This window comes from Actinotignum sp. usb-actsch-rep-73, from assembly GCF_059082735.1.
In genome coordinates, this window is sequence record NZ_JBHNPV010000068.1 from 22,498 (window position 1) to 48,257 (window position 25,760).

Genomic DNA, 25,760 nt, shown 5'->3' on the forward strand with positions numbered 1-25,760 from the left:
ATAGTAGCCGTTGGAAAACGTGAAGAGATGAGTGCCCATGGAGTTTTCAAAGTCGTTGACGTATCCGGTGCCCCTTGCCGACTTTCAAGCAATGAGCGTTGACCCCGATTTTGTCCGTGGGCGTTTCGCGCATTTTTGTCAGGATCTTCAGGTTGAACACTTCGCCTCGGGCGTTCGAGCTCACGGCAGTGTTGATCCTGGTGTTCTGCCAGCTCAAGTGCGTCAGATGATTCGCGGAGAGTTGCGCCTTGCGTTGAGTGAAGAGTTTGTTCACGAGGCCGCGCTCACTGCCTCGACGCAGCTCTCATTTGAGGGCGCGCCCGTCACAGTCACTATGACCTCGCATTTTTCTGGGTCGAGCGAAACGCTTCGCCAGGTTGAAGGTGAAGTGAAAGTGGCAATTCCCTTCTTTGGCGCTCGCATTGAAAGTGAAGTGTTGAAGCACGTCGATGAGATTCTCGATGAAGAGCTGAAGCTCGCTTCCGCCTGGCTTCAGCGCGGAAGTAGCGAAGTCTGACCTGCCTCGTCAACTGGGAAGGTAAAAACGCGACGAAAACGGATTTATTCCACTTTTTCTCGTGATATCTTCATCGCCTTCTCAACGCGCACGGATGCGAATAATCGGTGAGAATAATGGCATGAGTGAAACACAAGAGACCCCTGTTTTGTCCCCCGCCCTCTACTTGCAGCGTGAAGGCATCCGCCAGTACTCGGCGACTAATCCTCGTGGCGCCCAAGTTCTGGTTGGTGAGGGCCCCGGCCGTTTCTCTCCCGGTGAACTTCTGAAAATTGCGGTCGCAGGCTGTAACGCAATGTCGTCCGACAAGCGTCTGACCGATCGCCTTGGCGAAGACTTTGAGCAGGTCGTGGCTGTCTCCGCGCAGTACCTCGAAGGCGAAGATCGCTTCACCCACTTTGATGTGGAACTGATCCAGGACCTCTCAAGCGTGGATGAGGAAGAGCGCGAGAAGATGATTCGTCGCGCATCGGGCGCCATCGAGCGTAACTGCACCATCGGTCACACCGTGACCAAGGGTGCCACCTATGAAAAGACCTTCACGAACGAATCCCTTTCAGAGGACTGACATGTCTGTGCGTCACCGGGCAGTCGATGTGTGGCAGCGCGCGCTTGATGTGCCCTATGCGTCGACTGCCCGTAGTGCGCAAAAACTGCGCGATACTCACCCGGGAGCGACCCCCAACGAACTGGTTGAGATTGCCAACCAGCGTTTCAAAGCGCGCGTGAAACGTGAGTCTGGGGCTGCCGGGGCTTTCTCAGCGTGGCCCGGAATTGGCACTGCGCTCAGCCTTGGTGCCTCCGGTCTGCAATTCGGCACGTTCCTGACTGAAGCCGCACACCACTGCATGGTCGTCGCGCACCTGTACGGGATTGACGTGAAGGATCCCGCGAAGCGTAACGCGCTGGTATTGGCTGCAATTACGGGGCAAGAAGGGGCTGAAGCAATCACGGCAACCGTCGGTATTCAGGCAGCATCGTGGTTCGCGTCTTCCTTTGTTGACATTCGTTCTCAGGCAGCGACCCAGTTCAATCAGATGATGGTCAAGTGGGCGAAGCGTAAGCTTGCAAAACACGCTGCACTGTCTTCTGTCGGACGTTTAGTCCCCTTCGGAATCGGCGCGGTCGTCGGATGGAAGGCCGGCGCAGCATTGGCGAATAAGACGATCGAGGGGCTGGAGATTGCGCTGGGAACGCCTCCCGCTGATTTCTCGCACACTCGCATTATTGATGTTTCATTGAATGGCGATGCACAAAAGTCTGATGCTTTCGCTCACCTGGCACTGCCGATGGATGATAAGGCAAGCGTCCTCGACTGACTTCACCATCATTTTTGGCTGATCTACCCATGGTGTCGTCGCCTGTGCGACAGTACGCACGCGATAATAAGGACAAGCAGCTGGCCTGCGCACTTTCCGTTGCACGTTAAAAGACAGACAATAGGAAGCAACAAGATATGGTGATGACCTTTAAGGAGACAACTGACTGTGACTATTGATCGTCAGTATGAGGATCTGCTGGCGCGGATTATGGAAGAGGGAACTCTCAAAGGGGATCGCACCGGTACAGGCACGCGTTCCCTGTTTGGTGGCCAGCTTCGCTACGACCTGTCCAGGGGATTCCCGCTGATCACGACGAAGCGCGTTCATCTGAAGTCGGTTGTCGGCGAGCTTCTCTGGTTCCTTTCCGGCGATTCGAACGTGCACTGGCTTCAGGAAAACGGCATCCGTATTTGGAACGAATGGGCGGATGAGAACGGCGATCTCGGCCCGGTCTACGGAGTGCAGTGGCGCAAATGGGGCACCGCTCAGGGCCAGACGATCGATCAGATTTCTTCGGTTCTTGAAACGTTGAAGACAAACCCTGATTCCAGGCGCATGATCGTGTCCGCATGGAACGTGGGTGAACTAGAGAAGATGGCGCTGGAACCCTGCCACGCATTCTTCCAGCTCTACGTTGCCGACGGTCGCCTGTCCCTGCAGCTCTACCAGCGCAGCGCCGACATGTTCCTCGGTGTTCCGTTTAATATCGCGTCCTATTCGCTTCTCACTCACATGTTTGCTCAGCAGGCAGGCCTTGAGGTGGGCGAATTCATCTGGACCGGCGGCGACTGCCATATCTACTCCAACCACGTGGAACAGGTGACTGAACAGCTGTCGCGCACACCTTACGAGTTCCCGACTTTGAAGCTGAATAAGGCTCCGTCAATGTTCGACTACACCTTCGATGACGTGATCGTTGAAGGCTACGAACACCATCCGACGATTAAGGCTCCGGTGGCAGTATGACAACCGTTGCTTCGATCTGGGCGCAGGACAAGAATGGCGTTCTTGGAACTGGAACGTCGATGATGTGGCACGTGCCCGCAGACTTCGCACATTTCAAGGCTTCCACGTTGGGATGCCCGATCATCATGGGACGTCGTTCCTTCGAGGCACTGGGCACTCCACTGCCGGGACGAACCAACATTGTGATTACGCGTTCACACCTGTACGAGGCCGACGGTATCGACTTGGTGTATTCCATCGAGGCTGCCCTAAAGCACGCGCAGGACAAGGCTGAAGCAGACGAGGCTCCCTACATTTGGATCACCGGTGGAGCACATCTGTATGCCCAGACGATGGATCTGGTAGATGAACTGGTTGTCACCGACCTTGACCTTGATATTGAGGCCTCGAATCCTGATACTCCACTGGTTCATGCGCCGGCAATTGACCCGACCGTGTGGGCCGTTGACCCTCAGCGCTCCGATTCTGAATGGAACGACAAGTCTGGCGACGCCCGCTGGAAGGTTACGACCTACGTTCGACGCTAGAACCAGAAGAAGAGATTGAAAACGTGGTGGTAGCCTCGTCAACTAAAAAACCCAGAGCCTCGTCGGTGCTTGCCCACCCGACACTGCGCGCGCTACTTGCGATCGCCCTGTTTACGTACACGGCGCAGAACATGATCAACGTGTCGATCGCGCCTCTGGCGAGGGCGATGAGTATTCCGGAATGGATCGTCGGCGCCGCGGTATCGCTGGCAGCAGTTGCGGTTGCGATGCTCAGCCAGTTCTGGGGTCGTCGCTCGATCGCGTGGGGACGCAGGCGAGTTCTGCTGACCGCCCTCTTCCTCGCATTCATTGCGGGCACGTTGTTCTCCGGCGTCGTCGCTCTGCGCGCAGCCGGTATCGCCGGCACGGTTTTGACTGCCTCGATCATTCTGCTGGCACGAGGCCCCTTCTTCGGCTCCGCAGTCGCAGCGATTCCGCCGACCGGACAAGCTCTCATTGCTGAGAACACTCCTGACGAAGCGTCGCGTGTGCGTGGTATGTCAGCGTTCTCTGGAGCAATCAACCTATCGATCATGATCGGCTCCCTGATTTCGTCGGCGCTTGGCACGTGGTGGATTTACGCGCCCGTGCACGCCACGCCGTGGTTCATCGCGATCGCGCTGATCATCGCGCTTGTTGCAGTGCCAAAGGATGCGCCTGCCACCAAGGACCCGGACGAGGAGACCCCGGAACCCGTGGTGCTTCCCCCTCGCGTGAAGTGGAATGACTCGCGCATCCTGCCGTGGATTACCGGCATCTTCGGTATTTTCTTTGCCAGTGGCGTCGTTCAGATCACGATGGGCTTCATTGTTCAGGATCGCCTGCATCTTGACCCAGCGCACGCGGTCTCCGTGACGGCATTGATGCTACTGGCGAATGCTGCCGGCGCGATGCTCATGCAGCTCTTGGTCGTCCCACGGCTGTCTCTTCCGCCGGTTATTCTGCTACGCACCGGCATGACCTTGGGCTTTATCGCGCTAGCGACACTGACGTTTGCGTCCCACGGACCGACCATCTCAATCGCAACTTTCGCGCTCGGCGCGTCCAGCGGTCTGGCAAGCCCAGGCTTTAGCGCGGGTGCCTCACTGGCGGTCAGTGACGAGGAACAGGGGGGCGTTGCTGGCATCATCAACGCGACCGGCGCCGTCACCTGGATTTTTGCTCCGGTGAGTGCAACTGCACTCTACGGATGGCACCCGATTGTTCCTTTCGTCCTAGCCCTGGCTCTCGTCGCTCTTTCTGTCAGTTTTGCATGGTTCCACTCGCGTCTTCGGGTAGCACAAACCCATTAGGTTCGCCTAACCTGAAGCGGTACGTTTCTTCAAAGGAGAACAACCCACATGACAACAACGCGCACTGAATCTGACTCAATGGGCACCGTCGAGGTCGCCACCGACCGCTACTGGGGCGCCCAGACCGAGCGTTCCCTGCACAACTTCGACATCGGCCGTAACACTTTCGTGTGGGGCCGTCCCATGATCCATGCTCTGGGTGTCCTGAAGAAGTCTGCTGCACTGGCCAATGCTGAGCTCGGCGAACTCCCCCAGGAGATCGCTGACCTGATCGCCAAGGCCGGCGACGAAGTCATCGAAGGCAAGCTCGACGATCACTTCCCACTGGTTGTTTTCCAGACCGGTTCTGGTACGCAGTCGAACATGAACTCCAACGAGGTCATCTCCAACCGCGCCATCGAACTCGCCGGTGGCGAGATGGGCACCAAGACCCCCGTTCACCCGAATGACCACGTGAACCGTGGTCAGTCCTCGAACGACACCTTCCCCACCGCCATGCACATCGCAGTCGTCTGCGAATTGCAGGCCATGTACCCGCGCGTCATGCAGCTGCGCGATACCCTGGCCAAGAAGGCTGAAGACTTCACAGACATCGTCATGGTCGGTCGCACCCATCTGCAGGACGCCACCCCGATCACCCTTGGTCAGGTCATTTCCGGTTGGGTTGCTCAGATTGATTTCGCCCTCGACGGCATCCGCTACGCAGATTCACGTGCACGCGAGCTCGCCATCGGTGGCACTGCGGTCGGCACCGGCCTGAATGCCCACCCGGCATTCGGCAAGCTCTGCGCCACGAAGATTTCCGAGGAAACCGGCATTGAGTTCAAGCAGGCAGACAACCTGTTCGCAGCCCTTGGCGCACACGACGCACTGGTCCTGGTCTCCGGTGCCCTGCGCGTCCTGGCTGATGCCCTGATGAAGATCGCCAACGATGTCCGCTGGTACGCTTCTGGCCCGCGTAACGGCATCGGTGAACTGATCATTCCCGAGAACGAGCCCGGTTCGTCCATCATGCCCGGCAAGGTCAACCCGACCCAGTGTGAGGCCATGACCATGGTCGCCGTTCAGGTCTTCGGCAATGACGCAACCGTCGGTTTCGCTGGCTCGCAGGGCAACTTCCAGCTGAACGTTTTTAAGCCGGTTATGGCATGGAACGTTCTGGAGTCCATCCGCCTGCTCGGCGATGCGTGCGTTTCCTTCGACACGAACTGCGCATACGGCATCGAACCGAATGACGAGAAGATCCAGCACAACTTGGACATCAACCTCATGCAGGTGACCGCCCTCAACCGCCACATCGGCTACGACAAGGCGTCGAAGATTGCGAAGAATGCTCACCACAAGGGCCTGTCGCTACGCGAGTCTGCCTTGGAGCTCGGCTTTGTCACCGACGCTGAGTTCGATGCCTGGGTTGTTCCGGTTGACATGACGCACCCGAGCGCTGCCGGCGAGTGAGCCTGGCATTGGCGGCCTCTGACCTGCTCGGCCAGACGTCGACACCAGCGACGTTCAGCCAGTGGGTGTAGTTCTCGTTTCTGATTGACGAGGCCGCAACCACGGTCGCGAAGGGGCCGGTGGGATTTGAATCCCACCGGCCCCTTGCCATTCTCTGCGCGGAGGTGAACAGGACTTTCTCCTCTCACAAGGAGGCGATATCGCAGCCATAAGATGAGTTGTGATCGAAGAGGCTCCATGTTGTTCACTCGCCGTTTCGCTTCCGTTTTGAGCGTCGGACTTACTGGTGCACTACTCGCTGGTTGTTCTTCAGCTTTGACCAGCGAATCAGATGGAGCTTCAACGACTTCGCAGTCTTCGGCCAGCGCCTCTCAAGCAACTGAGGTCGGCATGGTGATCGATGTGCGTACTCCCGATGAATACGCTGACGGCCACATCAAGGGTGCGACCAATATCGATTTCAACTCCGACGCTTTCGCCAATGACATTACGAAGCTTGATAAGAACGGCACCTACACTCTGCACTGCCATTCCGGCAACCGTGCGGGTCAGGCACTGAAGCTGATGCAAGAAGCCGGCTTCACGAACGTCATGAATGCTGGTGGCTTTCAAGATGCGTCCAAGAATCTGGGCATCGAGCTGGTCACCGAGTAGTCAAACGCGTCCCCCAACCAATGCGTAAAGGCAATCGCGGGGAGGTTCAGATGGTTCAGTTGGGCATCAGAATCGACAAAGAATGAGCCGAGGCTGTGGACAGCCGAGCCTTCCCGAGAGCACAAGATAGCTATTTCTGGCGTCGTTTAAAGATTCCGGCTTTACGCAGAGTATTGAGCATGACCACGATCAGGAAGATCGTGAAGAGAATGTTGCCAGTTTCGGGTGAAATCCAGCCTGCGACGAATGTGCCTGCGGGTGCACTGAATGCTGCGGAGATGCCGACGATGATACCGGCTTTGAGGTCGACGATACCGTGTTTTGCGTTTGTCCAGGTTCCAGAGATGGCGGTGGGGATCATGACGAGTAGTGAGGTTCCGCGGGCAAGGAGGTCGCCGAGGCCGACGACAAGTTCCATGCCAGGGACAAGGACTGATCCACCACCGATGCCGACGAGTCCGGCGAGGATTCCGGAGAGGACGCCGACGAAGATGAGTCCTATTCCGCGTGGTATATCGAGGGTGAGTCCGGCGTCGCGTACGGGGATGTTGATTTGCTGAGAAACAATCACAAAGAGTGCGAAGACGACGATGATCCAGGGGAGGATTCGGTCTGGTAGTTTGCGTAGGAGCCAGACGCCGATTTGGGCACCGACAAGTGCGCCGACGATGAGGATGATTGCTGCGCTCCAGGAGACGTTGCTACTGAGGGCGTATGAGGTTGTGCCCGTGAGCGCGGTGAATATGAGGGCAAGCAATGAAGTTGCTGAGGCACGACGTTGATCCATCCCGAGGACGGACATGAGTGCTGGAACGATAACGAGTCCACCGCCGACGCCGAAGAGGCCGGCGAGGAAGCCGGCAAGTAGCCCGGTGAGGATGACAAGGAGTGTGCGAGAGAAGTGTCCTGCTGGTTGGTCTTTCGCTGGTTGTAGTGTTTGAGTCATAAGGCGTCGCAGTCCTTTGCTGTGTTGCTTGGGTGAGCGTAGATGAGTGTCAGATTATCGATGACGATTCCGTGGTTAGCGCATGCGCCACTGACTGCGGGTTCGGCTTCTGCGAGGCGTTGGACCTTGGTTGTGTATCCGTCGGCGATGGAACAATAATGCTCCATCCGCCTGTTGAGCGGGTGAAGTATGCGGTGATGTTCACGGTTGTTTTCTCTCTGACCATTCCACGATTAACGATAGAGGGAACCATGTACAAACTGAAGGCCGAATATAAAAAGGTCGGAACCTCGATTGAGGTCCCGACCTTACTTGGTAGCGGGGACAGGATTTGAACCTGCGACCTCCGGGTTATGAGCCCGGCGAGCTACCGAACTGCTCCACCCCGCGTCGGTAGTTACTACCCTAGCGTGCTCGCGACAGAGCTTCAAACGGAGGGCGGTGAGCTTCGTCTCGTAGAAGCTCACCGCCCGGGTTTCGTCAAGGATAGGGCTGAGTGCGCGGGGGAAGATCAGCCGTTTGACTGCGTTGCGTCAGCGCCCGGAGAGCCGAGGGTCGAACCGGATTGTGGCGTATCGGTGGAGCCGGATGTGACGCCAGTGGACTGTCCAAGTTCTTCTTGTGCGGCAAGGGCTCGCGCCAATGCGTCATTGAGCTTCTTCTGGGATTCGCCGTACGCACTCCAATCTCCGCTACTCAAGGCTGTTTGGCCGGCTTGCATGGCCGCTGAGGCGTCGGTCAGTGCTTGATTCAAGCGCTGTTGAGCAGTTTGGGTGACGGTGTTTGAAGTATCGTCACCTTCTGCGGTTTCTCCACCTGCGTTGTTCGCGACTGTCGCGGCCGAGTCACCGCCGAAGGTCTGATCCAAGGATTCTTCTAGAGTCGGCGCGAAACCGACCTGATTACCGAAGGCAGTCAGGACTGAACGCAGAACCGGGTAGGACGCTGAGCCGGTGCCCTGGACGTAGACAGGCTGGACGTAAAGCAGACCGCCACCAACGGGCAGAGTCAAGAGATTGCCTCGAATAACCTGCGAATCCGCTTGATTCAACAAGTTGAGCTGGCGCGCGATAGTCTCATTCGAGTCGTATGCGTTCTGCACCTGGCCTGGGCCGGGCACGGTAGTCGATGACGGCAAGGCTAGCAACCGGAGCTTTCCATACCCATCGCGGATCTTTCCGGCCTCGTTCCCTGTCTCTGAGTCGACGGCGAGGAAGCCTGCCATTGCTTCACGTTTGGATTCACCACCGGGAACAAACACGGAGGTCAGTGAGAACTCCGCGGTTTCCTGGGTCGGCATCTGCATTGTCAGGTAATAGGCAGGCTGAGCCGTCACTCCGGAAGAAACTCCGCCCGACTGCGATGCGTTCGAGGATGCGGACACTGCGGTTGATGTTTCTTCGGCGAGGCGCCAACGGTCACCACCGGCGTAAAAGTCGGATGCATTGGTGACGTGGTAGCTGGTAAGAAGCTCACGCTGGACCTTAAACATGTCCTCCGGGTAGCGCATGTGACTCATCAAGTCACCGCTGATTCCACTCAGGGGTTCAACACGACCCGGGTAGATCTTCATCCACGTCGAGAGGATCGGGTCTTCCTGATCCCACTGGTAGAGGTGAACGGACCCGTCGTATGCGTCAACGACAGCCTTCACTGAGTTGCGCATGTAGTTAATCGTCTCTGCGCGCACATATTCGCCAACCTGCGAGGATCGGGAGTCAACGGTTGAGCTGGACAGGGACTGGTGTTGCGAGTAGGGGTAGGAGTCTGTTGTCGTGTAGGCATCAACGATCCAAACCAGGCGCTTCTCGGTTGACGGATCCCCATCCATGTCGACGACAGCCGGGTAGGCTTCCTGTTCCAAAGTCAGGAACGGGGCAACCTTAGCGACGCGGTCCAACGGATCACGGTTGTAGAGGATCTGCGAAGCAGAGTTGGTCTGAGACGAGAAGAAGATGTCGGTGGAACCAAACTTGATCGAGTAGAGGAGTTTGTTCCAAACGTTGCCGACGCTTGGGCCACCGTCGCCAGTGAAGGTTGTGGCAACCTGACCGCCTTGGACGTTGTCATCCGGGTAGTCGAGTTCTTGCGGATCGCTACCCTCCGGAGCACCGACGATCGAGTAATAGGGGGCGTTCGGGGAGAAGTAAACGCGTTCTTCATACTCCCCCATTTCGCCGACCGAGGGCACCGACTGCTCCCAGTATGAGGGCAGGCCATCAGAGTTCAGCGAATTACCGTAGGCGGCGACAACACCGTAGCCGTGCGTATATACGGTGTGCGTATTCACCCAGGTCTGTTGTTCCGCAGACAAACCGGCGAGGTTCATTTCGCGCACTGCGATGACCGTGTCTCGACGCTCATCACCGACCGTGTAACGGTCCACGGACATTCCCGAATCGAAACCGTAGTAGGGACGCGACTGTTGCAGTTGCTGGACGGTCTTCGTGATCACCTGCGGGTCAAGCAGACGAATCTGCGACGTTGATTCAGAGTCTTCGCGCAGCTGTCCGGGCTGAGCGCTGGTTGCGGCGTCGTAGTTGGTGTATTCCAGATCATCGAGGCCGTATGCTGCGAGGGTGGCATCAATGTTGTGCTGAATGTATTCAGATTCTAGGGCTCGTTCGTTCGGGGTGACGCGGAACTGCTGGATGAGCGCGGGGTACGCGCCACCGATGATGACAGCAGAAATCACGGTCACGGCGACACCGATCGTGGGCAGACGCCAGGAGCCCCTGAACGCTGCGACAAGGAAAAGCAGAGCTATCAGGAACGAGATAACGGCCAGGATCGAATGAGCTGGAAGCGTTGCGTGGATATCGGAGTAGAGGGCGCCATCAATATTGGCGCCGTCTTGAGTGAGCAGGTCATAGCGGCCGAGCCAATAGTTCGCTCCGATGAAGAAAGAAACCAGTGCAGCGAAGACTCCCGTCTGTAGACGAGCGGGCTTTGACGCGTGAGGACGCGGAAGCAGGCGAACGGTGCCGTACACGTAGGAGACAACGAATGCTGCAATCAAGCAGAGGACCGAGATTTTCAGCAGGAATCCGACGACTAGTTTCAGCATCGGCATTGTGAAGACGAAGAAGGCGATATCGAAACCAAACTGAGGATCCGTCTTCCCGAAGGGTGTCTGATTCACGAATTGCAGAACCGTCTGCCAATCATTCGCCAGGCTGGCACCGTTCGTGAAACCGAGGAACAGCGCGACCACCCAGAACGCGATACGACGAACCGGGTCCAGTGCCTTCTGGTATTCGCGAAGGGTTGCGGACGCTTGACCTCGCGTGGAGGCTTCGCGGTGCTTATACGCATAGTTGAGCGACCAGAGAATCAGGCCGGTCACGACAAGGAAACCAATGACGAAGAGGCCGGCGTGAGCAATCCATTGGGTCAGCACGATACGCACTGAATGCATCTGGCGGAACCAGAGGATCTCGGTCCATACGACTGAGGCCGCATAGATGATCGCGCCAATTCCAACCAGAATCAGCAGCGTCAGAGTCATTGGGCCCAAACGCGGACGGTCAGTGTTGTTCCCTCCCCTCTGTGGCTTCATTGACTGAGGTTCGGGCATGGGAAAGGCGCTCACAGCGTCACTCCTCTACGTTGATTATCGTGCCCTCATCCTACCCGCGGTGCGCGTGAGAGTGCGCGACGAGGCTCCTGTTGGAACGCTAGCCTTGACTGGCATTCATCAGAACTCACAATTCGGTGACACCTTTGCGTGCTCGACGTGAGAACATACATTCCATGACTATCGAAGAACCTCAGATGCCGAGCGCGCGTCAGATTGCACTTGCGAATGTTGTTGTCGACATTGAACGTAGCGCTGCACGAATCGGTTGGGATCATGCCCCCTCGCTCTATGCGCTTGTCCACACGTCCCAGCTTCTTGCCCAGCCGGACTTGCCCGAGGATATTGCTCAGCAGATCCGCAAGGGGTGGGATGGGAGCGAAGAACACCTGTCTGCCGTGATTCAGGAAGATCTTCGGGAAGACGACCTCGAAGAGGTGCTCGGACATCTTGGCTGGCCAGAGCAGGTTGCTGGTGCTGCGATTACGGTTGAACGTCTTGTCGTACCCCCGGAGGTTGAAGATCAGGCTCCCGAAGATCCCGAAGAAGCCATCCAGTTCATTTCGAACCACCCGTCACGCGCGGATGTTCGTCTTGCTGTTGGCGCGCTTCGCACCGGCGAATCCTGGTGTGCTCTGCGCACGAAAGCATTCGACTCCGACGACAAGGTTGGTCAGGGAACAAACCTTATTCCGAACCTCGTCGACGCTCTTCTCGCATCACTCGAACCGGACGTCGACTGACGGCTATTTCCAAACATCACTCGCAGGTCGGCAGGGTATCCCCCTGGCCGGCCGCGATTGTTTCTACGGCACTTCTGGCTTCTGACAGGGTCGAGACAGAGACGACACTGAGGCCTTCGGGGACGTTTCCGACAACTTCATCGCAGTTCGAAGAGGGGGCAAGGAACCACGAAGCCCCGTCGCGCTTGGCTCCCCACATCTTCTGCACGATGCCACCGATCGCACCCACTTCACCGTCGTAGGACACAGTCCCTGTTCCGGCAATGCTCTCAGTTCCTGCGAGGGCACCAGGGGTCATGCGGTCGATAATTCCAAGCGCAAACATCATGCCTGCGCTGGGACCGCCCACGTCTTTCAGATTGAACTGAATATCAAGCGGAAACGTGGCTTCAACAGACAGGTAAACGCCTAGGCGGGAGCCTTGCTGTCCTTCGGGAGCGGCCACCGTCGTGATCGGAATATCGACCTGTTCCCCGTTGCGTTCAACGGTCAATGTCAGTGTTGTGCCAGCGGGGATAGTCTTGACCAGCGCAAAAACAGTTGAGGCTCGATCAATCGGATGGACGACTCCTTGGGCATCAGTGAGTGACACAAGCAAGTCACCCGATTGAACGCTACCCTCTGCGTTTGTTCCTTTGACCGCTTGGACGACACGCACTGATGCGGGCACGTCCCAGCCAAGCGATTCCAGAGCCGCAACTTCCGCGGTCGACTGCGAATTCGACATCATCGCTGATTGGGCTTGGTCAACCTCTTCTTGGCTGACATCTGAGGGATATGCCTCGTCGTAGGGAACAAGGACGGACTTCGAATCGAAGTAGCCCATGATCAGCTCAGCAAGATTCAAACGGGCGCTCGGCCCACCTCGTTGAGACACTGTCACCATCCGAAGCTGTCCGACACCGTCCTCACTTTCCGTCGAAGGTTCAACAGCGACGGACTGTCCCGAATCAGGGTCGGTGCCGGAGATTGTGATCAGGTCGGTGCCTCGATATGACCCAACGACGTTGAACGTCGGTCCCGGCGATTCCAGTACATACGGCATTGGTAGAGCGAATAGTGTGACTCCTAGAATCACGCCACCGGCGATCGCGGCGATGGTGGGACGACTCGGCATCCATTTCTTTACCCGCTGGCTGGGGGTGTCGGCCGTGTTTTCTGACCGCACCGTGGCGTCTTCAAGCTCGCCGGTTAGGAGGCTGTGATCCTGCTGTTCATCAATACTCACCGGATCATTGTCACCCATGGCTTGCCCCGAGGGCACGCTGGGATGCCTATTTCAGTGTTTTCCAATTCCTCTTTCAGCGCACGCCCATGGTTCATCGCGCGATTCTACAGGTGGCGCGGGTAGGCTCGCAGTATGAACGAGGACGAAACGTTCCCCCAGGACAATCCATTCGAAGACTTTCTGCGCAATATGCTCGGTGCCAACGCAGCGGAAGAAGCAATGCGGGCGTTGAACGCACAAGGGTTCGATCCTTCAATGTTGCCTCCGGAGGTTCAGAATCCAAACGCTTTGAACGCCGCATTGAAGCAGATGCAGTTCTTTATGAATACGTCCACGGGTCCCGTTGATTGGCGAATCGTGAATGATTCTGCACGGCAACAGATCTACTCTGCGGGCGATCCAGCTGTGAGTGCAGCCCAGGCGGGGCGCGCACGTCAAGCGTTGAGCGTTGCTGACTTGTGGCTTGATACTGTCACCGATTTTGCCCCCGGACAGGTCGAGCGCGCGGCGTGGAGTCGCATTGAGTGGACCGAGGTTACTCTTGAGCAGTGGAAACGAATCTGCGAACCAATTGCGCTGAATGTTTCTCGTGCGCTCACGTCTGTGATTGAAAACCAGATGGGCGGGATCTCAGGTGATCCTTCGCTTCTTCCTGAGGGCTTTGCCTCTATGGCAAGCCAAATGAAGAGCCTGACTCCGAAGCTGGCGACAATGATGTTTTCTTCCCAGCTTGGAATGGCACTGACCGCGCTTGCGCGCGAAACGTTCGGCACGAATGACGTGGGTATTCCCCTCTTGACGAAGCCGACAACTGGTTTGGTGGTGTCGAACGTTGAGGATTTCGCAGACGGGCTGGATATTCCTTTCGAAGAGGTTCTACAGTTCGTTGCTGTTCGCGAGTGCGCTCATCGTCGTCTTTTTGCTTCAGTTCCGTGGCTTGAGGGCGATCTGATGCGAGCCGTCGAAAACTACGCGACTCATATCGAGATCGACATGGAAGCTCTTTCTGATGTTGCCCGCACGTTGGATCCGACGGATCAGCAGTCGATCGAGGAAGCCCTGTCGGGTGGCGTGTTTGCGATGAATATTTCGCCCGAGCAGAAGCGTAGTTTGGAGCGTCTTGAAACGATGCTTGCGCTGATCGAAGGCTGGGTTGAAGTTGTGACGACTCAAGCGACCGCCCCGTATCTTCCTCACGCCGATCAGTTGCGCGAAATGATCCGTCGTCGTCGCGCTACCGGCGGCCCAGCCGAGCGGGTGCTGGGTCAGTTGATCGGATTGCAGATGCGTCCGCGTCGTGCACGAGGCGCCGCATCGATCTTCGGTCTTGTCGCAGCCGACGGTGGGAGGGAAGCTCGCGACGCCCTCTGGTCACATCCTGACATGGTGCCGACGCAGGCAGAGCTTGATTCTCCCGACACCTTCTTGACGATCCGCCAGGCGGCTCGTGAACAAGACGCGGATATCGATGCTGCTCTCAATGCCCTGTTGGACGGCACGATGGGGTGGGCTGAAGGGCTTTCTCCGGAGAGTGATCCCGAGAGTGAAACGTTGGCGCGGGCAGGATTTGCTCCAGACGATCAGGCCGAGGATCAGTTCAATGATTCTGCTGACGGTTCTGAAGACAAGGATTCTGATCCTTCTTCGGGGGATACTCAGGCCTAACGATGAAGCCCCTCGTCACCTCCGCGCTGATGCTTGTGGATAACTTTTTCGCGCGAGCACGCTCGGCCTGTGGATAAACGCTGAGCCGGGTTGAAGGCTGGCATACTCATCGCCATCGAGTTCTCACGAAGAGGTGTGCGATGAAGTTGAAGCCCGGTGTCACGGTGTTGAGGGTTGGGGATCATTCGGTCCAGGTTGGAACAGATCACGGTCACCACATGGTCCTTCGTGGCCTGCATGATCGTCAGATCAATGCCTTGATCGCGTGCAGTCATCATTCTGTGTCTTTGGATGCCGATCAAGATGATCCTTTGCCGAGCACTTTGCCGATTCGTCTTCGGATGCGCCTGCAACACGCTGGATTCTTAGAAGATGTCACTCTGCCCCAACACCTCGCGTTGACGTTCACCGTCTTCGATGACGTATCCGCGCGAGTTTTGGATCTGGTGAAAAATGACTTCTATCTTGAGGTCATTCCCCTGCAACCACGTCGGGTTGATGACCGGATTGCCAGGGTGATTGGTGAAGGCTTTCTAGGGTTGCCGTTGAAACGGTCACTATCAAATCGCTATGATTTACTCCCCCGCTATGCACCTCATACTCATGGTCAAAATGAGGCTTTAACGATTGTGTCCTCTCAGCGGTTTCCCGCGTTCGAAGACTCCTGGATGCTCGTGAAAGAAGATATCCCCCACCTTCTGGTCACTGAACTGGAAGACGGCTATGACGTCGGGCCTCTTGTCATCCCAGGACTCAGTGCGTGTGGAGCGTGTTTACTCTCCCAAGAAAACGCTAGAGATCCTGATTTTCTTGATCACCGTAAGACAGCGATGCGGACACCATTGGTTGCTCCCACCCCTCTTGCCACCCATGGCGCAGCCTGGTCGATTGCCAGGTTTATCCAGACTTTTATGGGGAATGATCACCTGATGACATCAAGCATTCACCATATTGATGCTCACGGTGGCTTCTCGATACGACAAGCTGTACCTGAAGCGAACTGCGGGTGTAAGGAGAACAGTCTAAGCGAGCGTACTTCCGATCGATAGTACGAAGAGAACGTATTAAAGAAGATCGTCCTTAGTCACTTCAACTGTTTCGCCGTCCAGGATCGCTAAAACGGATGATCCGAACGCATCTGCTTTGATCTCGCCGATGCCGGAAATCCCAAGAAGCTCACGATGGTTCTTCGGACGCCTTGTCGCAAGCTCACGAAGCGTGACATCCGAAAAAACCGTATAGGGAGGCTTACCAGCGAGCTTTGCAACATCACTTCGCCACGAGCGGAGGGCTTCGAAAAGATCGAGGGTCTCTTTCGACGCTGTTGCTTGGAACTCGCGTGTCGCTTGCTTCGATGATGATGCGTGAGCGTGAGCGGGCTTCTTCGTCTTTATCGAGGGGCTCTGCGGCCACACGCTGTTCAGCAGACGACTACGTTTACGCTTCGAACGATCCCCATCACGCCGGCTTCGCGCCCACGACACTTCAAGAATGTCCCGCGCACGAGTGATACCAACGTAGAGAAGGCGACGTTCTTCTTCGATTGCTTCTGGGGTCTGAGCGTAGGAAATAGGGAGCAGACCTTCGCTGAGCCCCGGCATAAAAACAGCTGACCATTCCAGCCCCTTCGCCGAGTGAAGAGTCATGACTTCCACGCCCTCTTTATTTGGCTCTTCTGCTGCCTTGCGCTTGTGCGTGAGCTCTTCAATGAACCCAGCAAGATCCGGAGCAGATGAATCAGTAGCCAATGCGATCAACGTATTGAGGTTATTCCAGCGTTCAAGCGCATTTGCTCCATTGGGAGCTTGAGGCGTCCAGCCGATGGCTCCCAAGTGTTCTTCTATGTGGTCGCGCAGAGAGCCAGGGGAATCCTGGCCAGACTTCGACACCGCGATCAGATGGCTGACTGCACGGCGAACTGATTCTCTATCAAAGAATGGGGTCTCGTCTTGAAGAGCAATCGGGATCTGACGCGCTGAAAACACTTCTTCGTAGAGTTCGGATTGAGCGTTGATACGAAGGAGGACAGCGATATCGTGGGAAGGTGTTCCACGATGTATGAGCTCTTGAATCTTCGACGCGATGGCTTCAGCTTCTTCCCTATCTGACGAATAGCTTGCGAATTCAACATGCGCACCCGAAGGTCGTTGAGAGCTGAGTATGACAGCGCCACTGGTTTTTCCTGCCCCCACCATGACCGAGTTAGCGACATCAACAATTTGAGGGGTCGACCGATAATCTCTGGTCAGTTCAAGGACGTGCGCGCCCTTGAATTTCTTTGGGAAATCGACAAGAAATGATGATTGAGCACCTGCAAATGAATAAATTGTCTGGGCAACATCGCCAACGACACACACGTCGTGACGATCACCGATCCATAGATCCAACAACGACTGTTGCAGGCGTGACACATCCTGGAATTCATCAACCACGAAGTTCTGGTACTGGTTACGCACTTGCCTAGCAACGTCAGGACGATCCTGCATGATGGCGGCCATCAAAATAAGGACGTCTTCAAAATCGATCGCACCACGTTCGCGCTTAGCGTCCTCATACAGGCGAAGTATCGTTGCCATCTCATCAGCGCTTAAGCCATCTGGAACAGGGTGTCCGTCGCGCACTACTTCGCCGTAGCGCTCTGCGTTAACCATCGACACTTTCGCCCATTCAATTTCGGCAACAACATCGCGGAATTCAACATTTCCCTGCGCTATTCCAAGGCGGGACATCACGGGATAAACAAGCGATGATTTACTGGGGATGAGCTCTGGAATCTGACCACCAATTGCTGTTGGCCAGAAGAATTTCAGCTGACTGAGTGCAGCCGAATGGAAGGTTCGAGCAGGAACTCCGGGAACGCCAAGCTGGGTAAGTCTTTGCCCCATTTCAAAAGCAGCGCGACGCGTGAACGTCACTGCAAGAACCGAATGTGGCGTGAACGCACCCGTTGCCACACCGTACGCAATGCGATAGGTGATCGCACGCGTTTTCCCTGTCCCTGCGCCAGCAAGAACAGCCAATGGCCCTTTCACTTGCAGGGCAACAGCGCGCTGATCCGGGTCAAGCGCGTCAAGAAGAGCATTCGGGTCTGGCAAATTCATAGAACGATTGTCCCACTGACCATGGAGAAACCAATGTGCATCATGGGCGCCGAAGCGGGTCAAGCGAGCTTGGGCTCTCAGGCAAGTCGCTTCCGTACCAATCCACAAGCAGGGCATACGCAATGGATGTTGGGCCCGGCGCACTCACTTCACCGCTGTGAAGAGCATCGCGCAATTCACTCCGGCTAAAGAACCTCGCCCATTCGATCTCTTCCCCATCGGGAATCGGCACAACCGGTGTTCCAACAGCTACTCGCGCGGTGTACCCAATCATCTGCGAACGAGGGAACGGCCACGGTTGCGTCGCCTGATATTCAACGCTGGCCACATCCAGACCAACTTCTTCTTTAACTTCGCGAATAACTGCATGTTCAGGCGATTCTCCGGCCTCGACAAAGCCGGCGATCAGAGAACACATTGTGGTGCGCCACGCCGTATTGTGCGCAAGCAACACACGATCCTCATCATCGTGGATGCGCACGATAACTGCCGGGTCCTGTCGCGGATATTCCACGTGCCCACACCCGGAACACTCCGTCGCCCAGCCACTCAGAATCGAGCGAACAGGCTTCCCACAACGAGCGCAGAAACGGTAGGAGGCATGCCAAGTAGCAAGAGACACACCCACTATCGCAACCCCAGAATCCGAAGCACTCAACATATGCCCGCCCCATCGCAGGTGAACCCACTGCACGCCCGGAAGCTCAGCGTCATTGTCAAGGCAGAGCACAATCTGCCCCGCCCCATCATCAGTGGCACCGACGAAATAGGCGGGGGCGGCCTCGTCGATCAGAGAGAGGGCGACCGGGGTGGAAATCGTTGCCAACTCAATCTCTGCACAGGCATCGCGAACTGGAATAACGCCGATCGCGCCATTTGGCTTTACTACAACTGCGCGGACGGACGACAGCCCTGCGCGATCCTCTTCACTCACCCCTGCACCCAAAGCCTTTACGCCGCGTTCAAGGAGCGCGCGTGGGCTGACATTCTCACGCACGGAAACCAGGGCGCGAGGAGTTAGCCGGACAAGGGGAAGGTGAAGTGTCATACCTCAACGCTAACCCTCCTGGGGTTCGCTTCGCGAAGTGAACTAGGCTGGAGGCATGACTCATGATGTATCTCGCGCCGATGGGCGCTCATTCGACCAGCTCCGTCCCATTTCCATGACCCGCGGTTGGGCGGGCGTCGGTGAAGGCTCCGTCCTTGTCGAGTTCGGAAATACTCGCGTCCTCTGCGTCGCCTCGCTGACAGAGGGTGTTCCGCGCTGGCGTAAAGGGAGCGGAGAAGGTTGGGTCACCGCCGAATACTCGATGCTGCCACGCGCAACCGCTGAACGCTCACAGCGCGAATCCATCAAGGGCAAGGTCGGTGGACGCACACAGGAAATCTCACGCCTCATTGGTCGAAGCCTGCGCGCAATCATTGACGTGACAGCTCTGGGCGAAAACACAATTGTCCTCGACTGCGACGTTCTGCGTGCAGACGGTGGCACTCGCACCGCGTCCGTGACCGGCGCCTACGTTGCGCTGGCTGAAGCGGTCCGCTGGGGCACCGAAAAAGGTCTCATCACACCCAAGGCTGGCACGTCCGTGCTGACCGACTCCGTGTCGGCGATCTCCGTTGGCATTATCGACAGCACCCCGATGCTCGACCTCCCCTACGTTGAAGACGTCCGCGCAGAAACTGACATGAACATCGTTCAGACCGGCAACGGCAACTTCATCGAGATTCAGGGCACTGCCGAGCACGCGCCCTTCAACCGTGATGAACTGGGAGACCTGCTTGACCTGGCAGCGATCGGCAACGCGCAACTGGCCGATCTGCAACGTCGTTGTTTGACCGCTGGCGAACTTGAGACGGTCACCCTCTGATGACGACCCCCAAACTGGTTTTCGCCACCGGCAACGCCCACAAAATCGCGGAGTTGGAAGCAATTCTGGCCCCCGCATACGCAGGGTACGAGGCCGGGATCATTGCCAAGATGAGTGACTTTGATGCGCCCGAACCGGTAGAAGACGGTGCCTCTTTCGAAGAAAACTCTCTGATCAAAGCTCGTTCTTTGGTGAAGCTGACCGGGTTGCCGGCGATCGCGGACGATTCCGGTTTGTGCGTTGACATTCTGGGTGGAGCGCCCGGCATTTTCTCTGCTCGCTGGTGTGGCCACCACGGTGACGATGCAGCAAACCTCGATTTGCTCCTTGCTCAGTTGGCCGATGTGCCTGATGCGCTACGAGGTGCCGCATTCGTCTCTGCTGCTGTATTGGTTCTGCCTGACGGGCGCGAGTTCGTTCAGCGCGGAGAGGTTCGTGGTACTTTGCTTCACGAGCGCCGTGGTAGTGGCGGATTTGGCTACGACCCGATCTTCGTTGCCGATGGCTTTAACGTGACGACAGCGGAAATGACGCCCCAGCAGAAGAATGCGATCAGCCATCGAGGCATTGCATTCCGCGCCCTCACTCCCGCGGTTGTCGATGCGCTCCAACAGAGCCAGTGATCTCAATTCATCCTTGTTTCAGTAAGCAGGCATGACAAGAGAGGCGATGCCACCGGTGGCATCGCCTCTCTTGTCTATTAAGTTGTCACGCTAGCGAGAGCGGTGTTTATCACCAAGCCGGATTCAGCGGGCGACCAGATTGCCGTAAATCGGGCGATCCATGCAGAACTGCAGTTCATCACGCTGCTGTCTGCGATAGCGAGTGACATAGGAACGGAAGCGGTCTAGCTGACGACGGACCAATGACATCATGACGTTTCTCCATTCAACTCTGTGTCGTATGCCTCACTGTTCACGACTCGATACATATAAGTATGCACGCCACTCACATACAGTTCAATTGAACTATTCTTTTTTGTAATTTAAGTTTTACTTAAGCAATAGGAGCTCCGATGCATCTCGATCCAAAACGACTCCAAGTTCTTCTTGAAGTTCACCGAGAAGGTGGAATCGTCGCCGCGTCAGACTACCTGGGGGTCTCTGCATCAGCGGTGTCACAACAAATCAAAAAACTCGAGGAAGAAGTCGGTCTGGACCTCGTCGATCGCAACCCAGCCGGCGCTCTTCTTACCCCCGCAGGGCGCATTCTTGTCAACGGCGCCGAACGCATCGAGAATGACCTTAACGACATTGCCCGAAATCTTCGCCCCATCGCCGGACACCTGACCGGTGTCGTACACATCGGCGCTTTTCACACGGTTATTCGTAACGTCCTCCTCCCCCTCACCTCCCAGCTGGAACAAGAGCTTCCCGGCGTCGAAATCCACATCGATGAATCCGGCGAAGGCCCGGGCATGACGAAGATGCGTTCAGGCAAGTTCGACCTGCTCATGCTGGAACGTGACACCGCCCCCGGCAACGCGCCACGCGGCTTCACCGATGTCCAATTTATCGACGAACCCTGGGTACTGGTCAGCCCCTCCAACGCCCCGCTAGTGGGATCCGAACGCGACCTTGCCGACGTCCAATGGCTCCGGGTCGCACCGGACACGATCGGCGCACTCCCCATGCAACGTGTGGCAGCTGCAACGTCACACATCCACTGGGTGCCCTACTCGTACATCAACTACGAGGCGGCGCACGCCCTTGTTCGCGCCGGTAAAGGCTCAACGATCATGCCCTACATGGCTATCCAAGGAATTGCACTGGGAGGTATGCGTGTCACAACTCTGCCAGCACTGGGCTTCAGGCGCATTTTGGTGCGTCACCGCAACGGAGAAGATTCACCGAACACTGCAACCGGCCAGGTCCTTGCTGCCCTCTTCCAGTGGGTTGCAACCCACCACAATGACTGGCGTGGCAACACATACGAGACCACTCAGTAGCAGTCCCAGCGATGAGCGCTACGTGTCACCCACCACGAACGAAGATCCAAGGCAGGCGAAATCAACGGGACCAGACCAGGTCTGACGCAGTTCAGCAAGCACCTGTTCAGTTTCTGTCCACGGTTGAATGTGCGTCGCAACCAGTCGACCAACATGTGCTCGCGTCGCAAAGCTACCTGCGCGCACCCCATCCATGTGGATTCCACGAACTGAATCTTCACGAGTGAAACCAACTTCACTCAGAAGAAGATCCACATTCATAGCTCCAGCATCGATACGAGGGCTTTCATCCGTATCGCCGGTAAAGAACATCGACACCGCGGTCGACGGATCTGACTGACTCGGCCCCTCAATGCGCGTTCCGAACGAGGGAATTGTGTGGATACCCTTGAACGATGTCAGAGTCATCGGACCAATCTGATAGGACTGGCCATCTTCAACGGTTCGAATATTGAATTCGTTCGCATACAGCTCTTCTTCGACGACGCCGTCGATCTGGCGGATACGTTCCAACAGACCTTCGGGACCGACAACCATCAGCGGAGGCAAATCAGAGCCGGGGCCCCACTTGCGGTACACCTGTAGCGAGATGATGTCAGCCATATGGTCAGCGTGGCAGTGCGAAAGGACCACCGCATCAATATCGCGGGGGCTAATCCAACGCCAGAGAGCACCGAAAGAACCGGGGCCCATCTCGAGAACCACGTTCCACACGCGATCCTCACCGGTGCTCGGATCAACGCCGTTCGCTTGAACCAAGTAGCACGAGGCCGGAGACTTCGGACCGGACATGGAACCGGTGCACCCGATCGTTGTCAGTTTCATTGGGCACTGGCTCCTGACGCAATCGAGATTTCTTGCACGTTGCCAACTTCGGGGCCAAGAAAACGTCGGGCCAGACGTGGGAACGTATCGCCGGAGTCGGTTGTCATGAACTGGTGATGGGGACCGTCACCTTCCGCCCATGGTTCATGTAAGAGATCGCGGTCGGTCAGTTCGTTGTACGTCACGTTGGCAGTCGCTTCTGACGAGGTCACAAGGGACACTCCTTCGCCCATGACACGGCCGATAACGCCGGTCAACAACGGGTAGTGCGTGCATCCCAGGATAAGAGTGTCGACGCCATCGTCCTTGAGTGGCTGAAGATACTCGCGCGCGACAGCTTCCAGTTCAACTCCGGTTGTCACACCACGCTCAACAAAGGGAACAAAATCAGGGCACGCCTGCTGTGAGACATGGAGACCTGGAACGGCCGCAAGCGCGTTTCGATATGCTTCCGACTGGATGGTTGCCTGCGTACCAATCACGCCAATACGACGATTCCTCGTGGTCGCGACAGCCTGCTTGGCGGCCGGAGTGATGACCTCAATGACGGGGATATGCGCGTCAATCCAGTAGCGTTCGCGCGCATCTGAAAGGGCTGCAGCCGTTGCCGTATTACAGGCGATCACCAGCGCTTTCACACCACGGAAAGCGAGTTCATCCAAGCATTCCAATGTGAAGCGACGCGCTTCTGCAATTGCACGAGGCCCGTAGGGGGTGTGGGCGGTGTCGCCGAGGTAGAGGATTTCCTCGTCCGGCAATTTATCAATGACGGCACGCGCGACGGTCAGGCCACCGAGGCCAGAATCAAAAATACCGATAGGCGCGTTATCCATGCTTTGACCCTAGTTGCTACCGCCTTGGGAATTCAGGGCTAACACCAGTGAGTCTTGCCACCAGGTAAGGAGCATGTAGATAGCGCTTGCCGACTGCTGACGGGTCCCATTCGGTTTTTCGCTTGCAATCTTCGCGATTTGCTCCACGTCATCATCGGAAGCGATCTGAAGTTCACCGGCAAGTCCGAGACGAACATCATTAAGCGCACCAAGCCAATCCCAGACCTCGTCAGCATCGAAACTGACTTCTTGAATACCGAGGGCTTCGGCGCGCTCAATATGCGCGCACACTTTACGCAGTCGAGCAGACTTTTCTGCCCGCAAAAAATCTTCCGTCAGCGCACGCAAACCCGTTGCGTCCTGAGGGTCAGAGCTCATCGCTGGAAGTAAATAGTCCAGGGAGTGTTCTTCTGGAGCCTCGCGATGATTCTCCAACGAGGTTGCCGCCGCAACGAACGCTGGCATATCCCCTGGATCATCAAGGACAACAAGAATCTCACGCATCAGCTGCGCAATCAACGTCGAATACGGGGGGTGCAATTCGGCGCTGAAAGCGCCGGCCTCGTATACAAAAGGACCAATCACGAGTCGAGTTCCAGCGTCGCGCGCAAACCGTACCCGTGCATCGCCACGACATCGGCTTCCATGCGTTCGCGAAGTCCCGTAGATACGGTTGCTTTGCCGAGCACGTGGACCTCACGCATCAGGGAATCAGCGCGATCGTGCGAATAGCCGAAGTGACGGACAAACACGTTGGTCACATACGACATCAGATTGACCGGGTCGTCCCAAACGACAGTACGCCACTGCGCGAGCCCAGCTAAGGTGGGGGCCGGGCGTTCAAGTGGCGTCGATGAAGTCGTTGGCATGTTTCAAGCCTAAGCAACGATTTCGTACCATGGTGCGGTTTCAACACGCGAACTTGTGGTATATCGCGCTAGGTTTGCTATATGCCCTCATCAATTTCAACGTCACTGCTGACGGACATGTATGAACTGACCATGTTTGATGCTGCTTTGAAAGCCGGCACCGCATGGCGCACATCCACTTTCGAGGTTTTCGGGCGTCGTCTTCCCGCAACCCGACGCTTCGGTGTTGTCGCAGGTACTGGTCGCATTCTCGAAGCGCTCGAACGCTTCGAATTCGAGCCCGCTCAGATCGATTGGCTTCACGCCGAGAAAATCGTCTCCGATGACGCACTCGATTATCTGAAGAATTTCCACTTCACCGGTTCGATTCGCGGCTACGCCGAAGGCGAATGCTATTTCCCAGGCTCTCCTCTGCTGACCGTGGAGGGAACCTTCGCCGAGTGCACGATGCTCGAGACGCTTCTTCTGTCGATCCTGAACCATGACTGCGCGATCGCGTCGGCCGCGTCACGTATGACAATCGCCGCCCACGGTCGCCCGTGCATGGATATGGGAGCTCGACGAGGCCACGAACGAGCCGCTGTTTCCGCAGCGCGCGCAGCAATCATCGGCGGATTTGCTGGAACCAGCGATCTGGAAGCAGCCAAGCGCTACGGAATCCGCGCGATTGGCACCGCAGCCCACTCTTTCACACTCCTGCACGATTCGGAACGCGAAGCATTCGACGCTCAGATTGCACTGCTTGGCCCATCGACGACGCTGCTCGTTGACACCTACGATGTCGAACAGGGCGTCATCAACGCTGTTGAGGCCGCACGCGCTGCCGGCGGTGAACTAGGCGCCGTTCGTTTGGACTCTGGCGACCTTGTTGCCACCGCCTTCAAGGTTCGCGGTCAGCTTGATGCTCTTGGTGCAACGACCACGAAGATCACGGTCACCAACGATCTGGATGAGTACGCTATCGCGGCCCTAGGCGCCGCGCCGATCGACTCCTATGGGGTTGGAACGAAGCTGGTCACCGGTTCGGGCGTGCCCACAGCGGCCCTCGTGTACAAACTCGTGTCCCGCGAAGACGAGAACGGCAATCCGAAGCCTGTCGCGAAGAAATCGGAATCCAAGTCGACGGTCGGTGGCAAGAAGTTCGCTGGTCGTGTTATCGACGAAGACGGATACGCAGCCGAAGAGATCCTGGTTGTCACCGATTCTGAAGCCGATGCGAAGGCTGAACTTGCCAAGCGGGGCGCACGCGAACTTCAAATTCCGCTGATCACTGACGGCACAATCGATTCTTCCCTCTGGGGAGACGACGCATTAGAGAAAGCACAAGCAACGCACGTGCGCTCGCGTAACGAACTTCCCTATCAGGCCTGGCGCCTGTCCGAGGGCGAGGTCGCGATCCCGACACGCTATGTGAAGCTCTG

The 25,760-nt window shown here is 56.8% G+C and carries 26 protein-coding genes and 1 tRNA gene; 15 read left to right on the forward strand and 12 right to left on the reverse strand.

The features are described from left to right. Positions 1–37 precede the first annotated feature (37 nt). The 8 genes from AC5RE1_RS05215 to AC5RE1_RS05250 all read left to right on the forward strand — a co-directional run bounded on the left by AC5RE1_RS05215 (position 38) and on the right by AC5RE1_RS05250 (position 6,733). Positions 38–517: a DUF2505 domain-containing protein gene (locus AC5RE1_RS05215; protein WP_006681817.1), complete on the forward strand. Its 480-nt coding sequence runs from the start codon at positions 38–40 to the stop codon at positions 515–517. Between the two features lie 121 nt (positions 518–638). Next, positions 639–1,085, forward strand: coding sequence for an OsmC family protein (locus AC5RE1_RS05220; RefSeq protein WP_103632423.1), 447 nt, complete (start codon positions 639–641; stop codon positions 1,083–1,085). 1 nt (position 1,086) lies between these two features. Continuing rightward, on the forward strand, positions 1,087–1,836 hold the full coding sequence (locus AC5RE1_RS05225; RefSeq protein ID WP_006681819.1) for a hypothetical protein: 750 nt from the start codon (positions 1,087–1,089) through the stop codon (positions 1,834–1,836). Positions 1,837–2,046: 210 nt separating this feature from the next. Next, positions 2,047–2,805, forward strand: a complete 759-nt coding sequence (locus AC5RE1_RS05230) for a thymidylate synthase (protein ID WP_218840569.1) — start codon at positions 2,047–2,049, stop codon at positions 2,803–2,805. Further along, entirely contained in the window at positions 2,802–3,332 is a 531-nt protein-coding gene (locus tag AC5RE1_RS05235) for a dihydrofolate reductase (RefSeq protein ID WP_103632411.1), read from the forward strand. The genes AC5RE1_RS05230 and AC5RE1_RS05235 overlap by 4 nt, the downstream gene beginning before the upstream one ends. 65 nt (positions 3,333–3,397) lie before the next feature. Beyond that, positions 3,398–4,624, forward strand: a complete 1,227-nt coding sequence (locus AC5RE1_RS05240; protein ID WP_493938435.1) for an MFS transporter — start codon at positions 3,398–3,400, stop codon at positions 4,622–4,624. A gap of 48 nt (positions 4,625–4,672) precedes the next feature. Next, positions 4,673–6,079, forward strand: a complete 1,407-nt coding sequence (gene fumC / locus AC5RE1_RS05245; RefSeq protein ID WP_006681824.1) for a class II fumarate hydratase — start codon at positions 4,673–4,675, stop codon at positions 6,077–6,079. Positions 6,080–6,316: 237 nt separating this feature from the next. Further along, entirely contained in the window at positions 6,317–6,733 is a 417-nt protein-coding gene (locus AC5RE1_RS05250) for a rhodanese-like domain-containing protein (protein WP_050998834.1), read from the forward strand. Between the two features lie 130 nt (positions 6,734–6,863). On the opposite strand, the gene AC5RE1_RS05255 is transcribed toward AC5RE1_RS05250, so the two are convergent. The 4 genes from AC5RE1_RS05255 to AC5RE1_RS05270 form a co-directional block, all read right to left on the reverse strand. Beyond that, positions 6,864–7,679 (reverse strand): sulfite exporter TauE/SafE family protein, encoded by an 816-nt coding sequence (locus tag AC5RE1_RS05255; RefSeq protein WP_006681826.1) that lies wholly within the window; start codon positions 7,677–7,679, stop codon positions 6,864–6,866. Beyond that, a complete protein-coding gene (locus tag AC5RE1_RS05260; RefSeq protein ID WP_285067980.1) occupies positions 7,676–7,846 on the reverse strand; it encodes a hypothetical protein in 171 nt (56 codons plus the stop codon). The genes AC5RE1_RS05255 and AC5RE1_RS05260 overlap by 4 nt, the downstream gene beginning before the upstream one ends. 146 nt (positions 7,847–7,992) lie before the next feature. After that, positions 7,993–8,069, reverse strand: a tRNA-Met gene (locus tag AC5RE1_RS05265). A 121-nt stretch (positions 8,070–8,190) separates the two neighbouring features. Then, on the reverse strand, positions 8,191–11,238 hold the full coding sequence (locus AC5RE1_RS05270; protein WP_493938436.1) for a UPF0182 family membrane protein: 3,048 nt from the start codon (positions 11,236–11,238) through the stop codon (positions 8,191–8,193). A 194-nt stretch (positions 11,239–11,432) separates the two neighbouring features. Between AC5RE1_RS05270 and AC5RE1_RS05275 the strand changes: the two genes are divergently transcribed. Next, a complete protein-coding gene (locus AC5RE1_RS05275) occupies positions 11,433–11,999 on the forward strand; it encodes a PPA1309 family protein (RefSeq protein WP_006681835.1) in 567 nt (188 codons plus the stop codon). Between the two features lie 16 nt (positions 12,000–12,015). On the opposite strand, the gene AC5RE1_RS05280 is transcribed toward AC5RE1_RS05275, so the two are convergent. Continuing rightward, the gene (locus AC5RE1_RS05280; RefSeq protein ID WP_285069770.1) at positions 12,016–13,227 is read right to left on the reverse strand and encodes a YlbL family protein; all 1,212 of its coding nucleotides are present in this window, start codon (positions 13,225–13,227) and stop codon (positions 12,016–12,018) included. A gap of 132 nt (positions 13,228–13,359) precedes the next feature. On the opposite strand from AC5RE1_RS05280, the gene AC5RE1_RS05285 reads away from it, so the two are divergent. Both AC5RE1_RS05285 and AC5RE1_RS05290 read left to right on the forward strand, forming a co-directional pair. Next, positions 13,360–14,892: a zinc-dependent metalloprotease gene (locus AC5RE1_RS05285; protein WP_493938432.1), complete on the forward strand. Its 1,533-nt coding sequence runs from the start codon at positions 13,360–13,362 to the stop codon at positions 14,890–14,892. Positions 14,893–15,032: 140 nt separating this feature from the next. Beyond that, positions 15,033–15,941: a hypothetical protein gene (locus AC5RE1_RS05290; protein ID WP_493938433.1), complete on the forward strand. Its 909-nt coding sequence runs from the start codon at positions 15,033–15,035 to the stop codon at positions 15,939–15,941. A gap of 15 nt (positions 15,942–15,956) precedes the next feature. Here AC5RE1_RS05290 and AC5RE1_RS05295 read toward each other — a convergent pair whose 3' ends face one another. Beyond that, a complete protein-coding gene (locus AC5RE1_RS05295; protein WP_179370264.1) occupies positions 15,957–17,993 on the reverse strand; it encodes an ATP-dependent DNA helicase UvrD2 in 2,037 nt (678 codons plus the stop codon). Positions 17,994–18,033: 40 nt separating this feature from the next. After that, entirely contained in the window at positions 18,034–19,041 is a 1,008-nt protein-coding gene (gene nudC / locus AC5RE1_RS05300; protein ID WP_179370263.1) for an NAD(+) diphosphatase, read from the reverse strand. Between the two features lie 55 nt (positions 19,042–19,096). Here nudC and rph point away from each other — a divergent pair, with 55 nt between their 5' ends. Beyond that, the gene (gene rph / locus AC5RE1_RS05305; protein WP_006681841.1) at positions 19,097–19,864 is read left to right on the forward strand and encodes a ribonuclease PH; all 768 of its coding nucleotides are present in this window, start codon (positions 19,097–19,099) and stop codon (positions 19,862–19,864) included. Continuing rightward, a complete protein-coding gene (gene rdgB / locus AC5RE1_RS05310; protein WP_006681842.1) occupies positions 19,864–20,487 on the forward strand; it encodes an RdgB/HAM1 family non-canonical purine NTP pyrophosphatase in 624 nt (207 codons plus the stop codon). Before rph ends, rdgB begins: the two co-directional genes overlap by 1 nt. A gap of 123 nt (positions 20,488–20,610) precedes the next feature. On the opposite strand, the gene AC5RE1_RS05315 is transcribed toward rdgB, so the two are convergent. Next, a complete protein-coding gene (locus AC5RE1_RS05315) occupies positions 20,611–20,739 on the reverse strand; it encodes a hypothetical protein (protein ID WP_006681843.1) in 129 nt (42 codons plus the stop codon). 140 nt (positions 20,740–20,879) lie between these two features. Here AC5RE1_RS05315 and AC5RE1_RS05320 point away from each other — a divergent pair, with 140 nt between their 5' ends. Then, a complete protein-coding gene (locus AC5RE1_RS05320; protein WP_103632397.1) occupies positions 20,880–21,812 on the forward strand; it encodes a LysR family transcriptional regulator in 933 nt (310 codons plus the stop codon). 18 nt (positions 21,813–21,830) lie between these two features. On the opposite strand, the gene AC5RE1_RS05325 is transcribed toward AC5RE1_RS05320, so the two are convergent. Genes AC5RE1_RS05325 through clpS form a run of 4 tightly spaced genes read right to left on the reverse strand, consistent with a single transcriptional unit; the run spans position 21,831 to position 24,339 of the window. Beyond that, positions 21,831–22,637: an MBL fold metallo-hydrolase gene (locus tag AC5RE1_RS05325; protein WP_006681845.1), complete on the reverse strand. Its 807-nt coding sequence runs from the start codon at positions 22,635–22,637 to the stop codon at positions 21,831–21,833. After that, the gene (gene murI, locus AC5RE1_RS05330) at positions 22,634–23,470 is read right to left on the reverse strand and encodes a glutamate racemase (protein WP_006681846.1); all 837 of its coding nucleotides are present in this window, start codon (positions 23,468–23,470) and stop codon (positions 22,634–22,636) included. The genes AC5RE1_RS05325 and murI overlap by 4 nt, the downstream gene beginning before the upstream one ends. 9 nt (positions 23,471–23,479) lie before the next feature. Continuing rightward, the gene (locus tag AC5RE1_RS05335) at positions 23,480–24,055 is read right to left on the reverse strand and encodes a DUF2017 family protein (protein WP_006681847.1); all 576 of its coding nucleotides are present in this window, start codon (positions 24,053–24,055) and stop codon (positions 23,480–23,482) included. Beyond that, positions 24,052–24,339, reverse strand: a complete 288-nt coding sequence (clpS, locus tag AC5RE1_RS05340) for an ATP-dependent Clp protease adapter ClpS (protein WP_179370262.1) — start codon at positions 24,337–24,339, stop codon at positions 24,052–24,054. Before clpS ends, AC5RE1_RS05335 begins: the two co-directional genes overlap by 4 nt. Positions 24,340–24,420: 81 nt before the next feature. On the opposite strand from clpS, the gene AC5RE1_RS05345 reads away from it, so the two are divergent. Then, the coding region (locus AC5RE1_RS05345; RefSeq protein WP_179370261.1) for a nicotinate phosphoribosyltransferase at positions 24,421–25,760 on the forward strand (1,340 nt) is incomplete at its 3' end.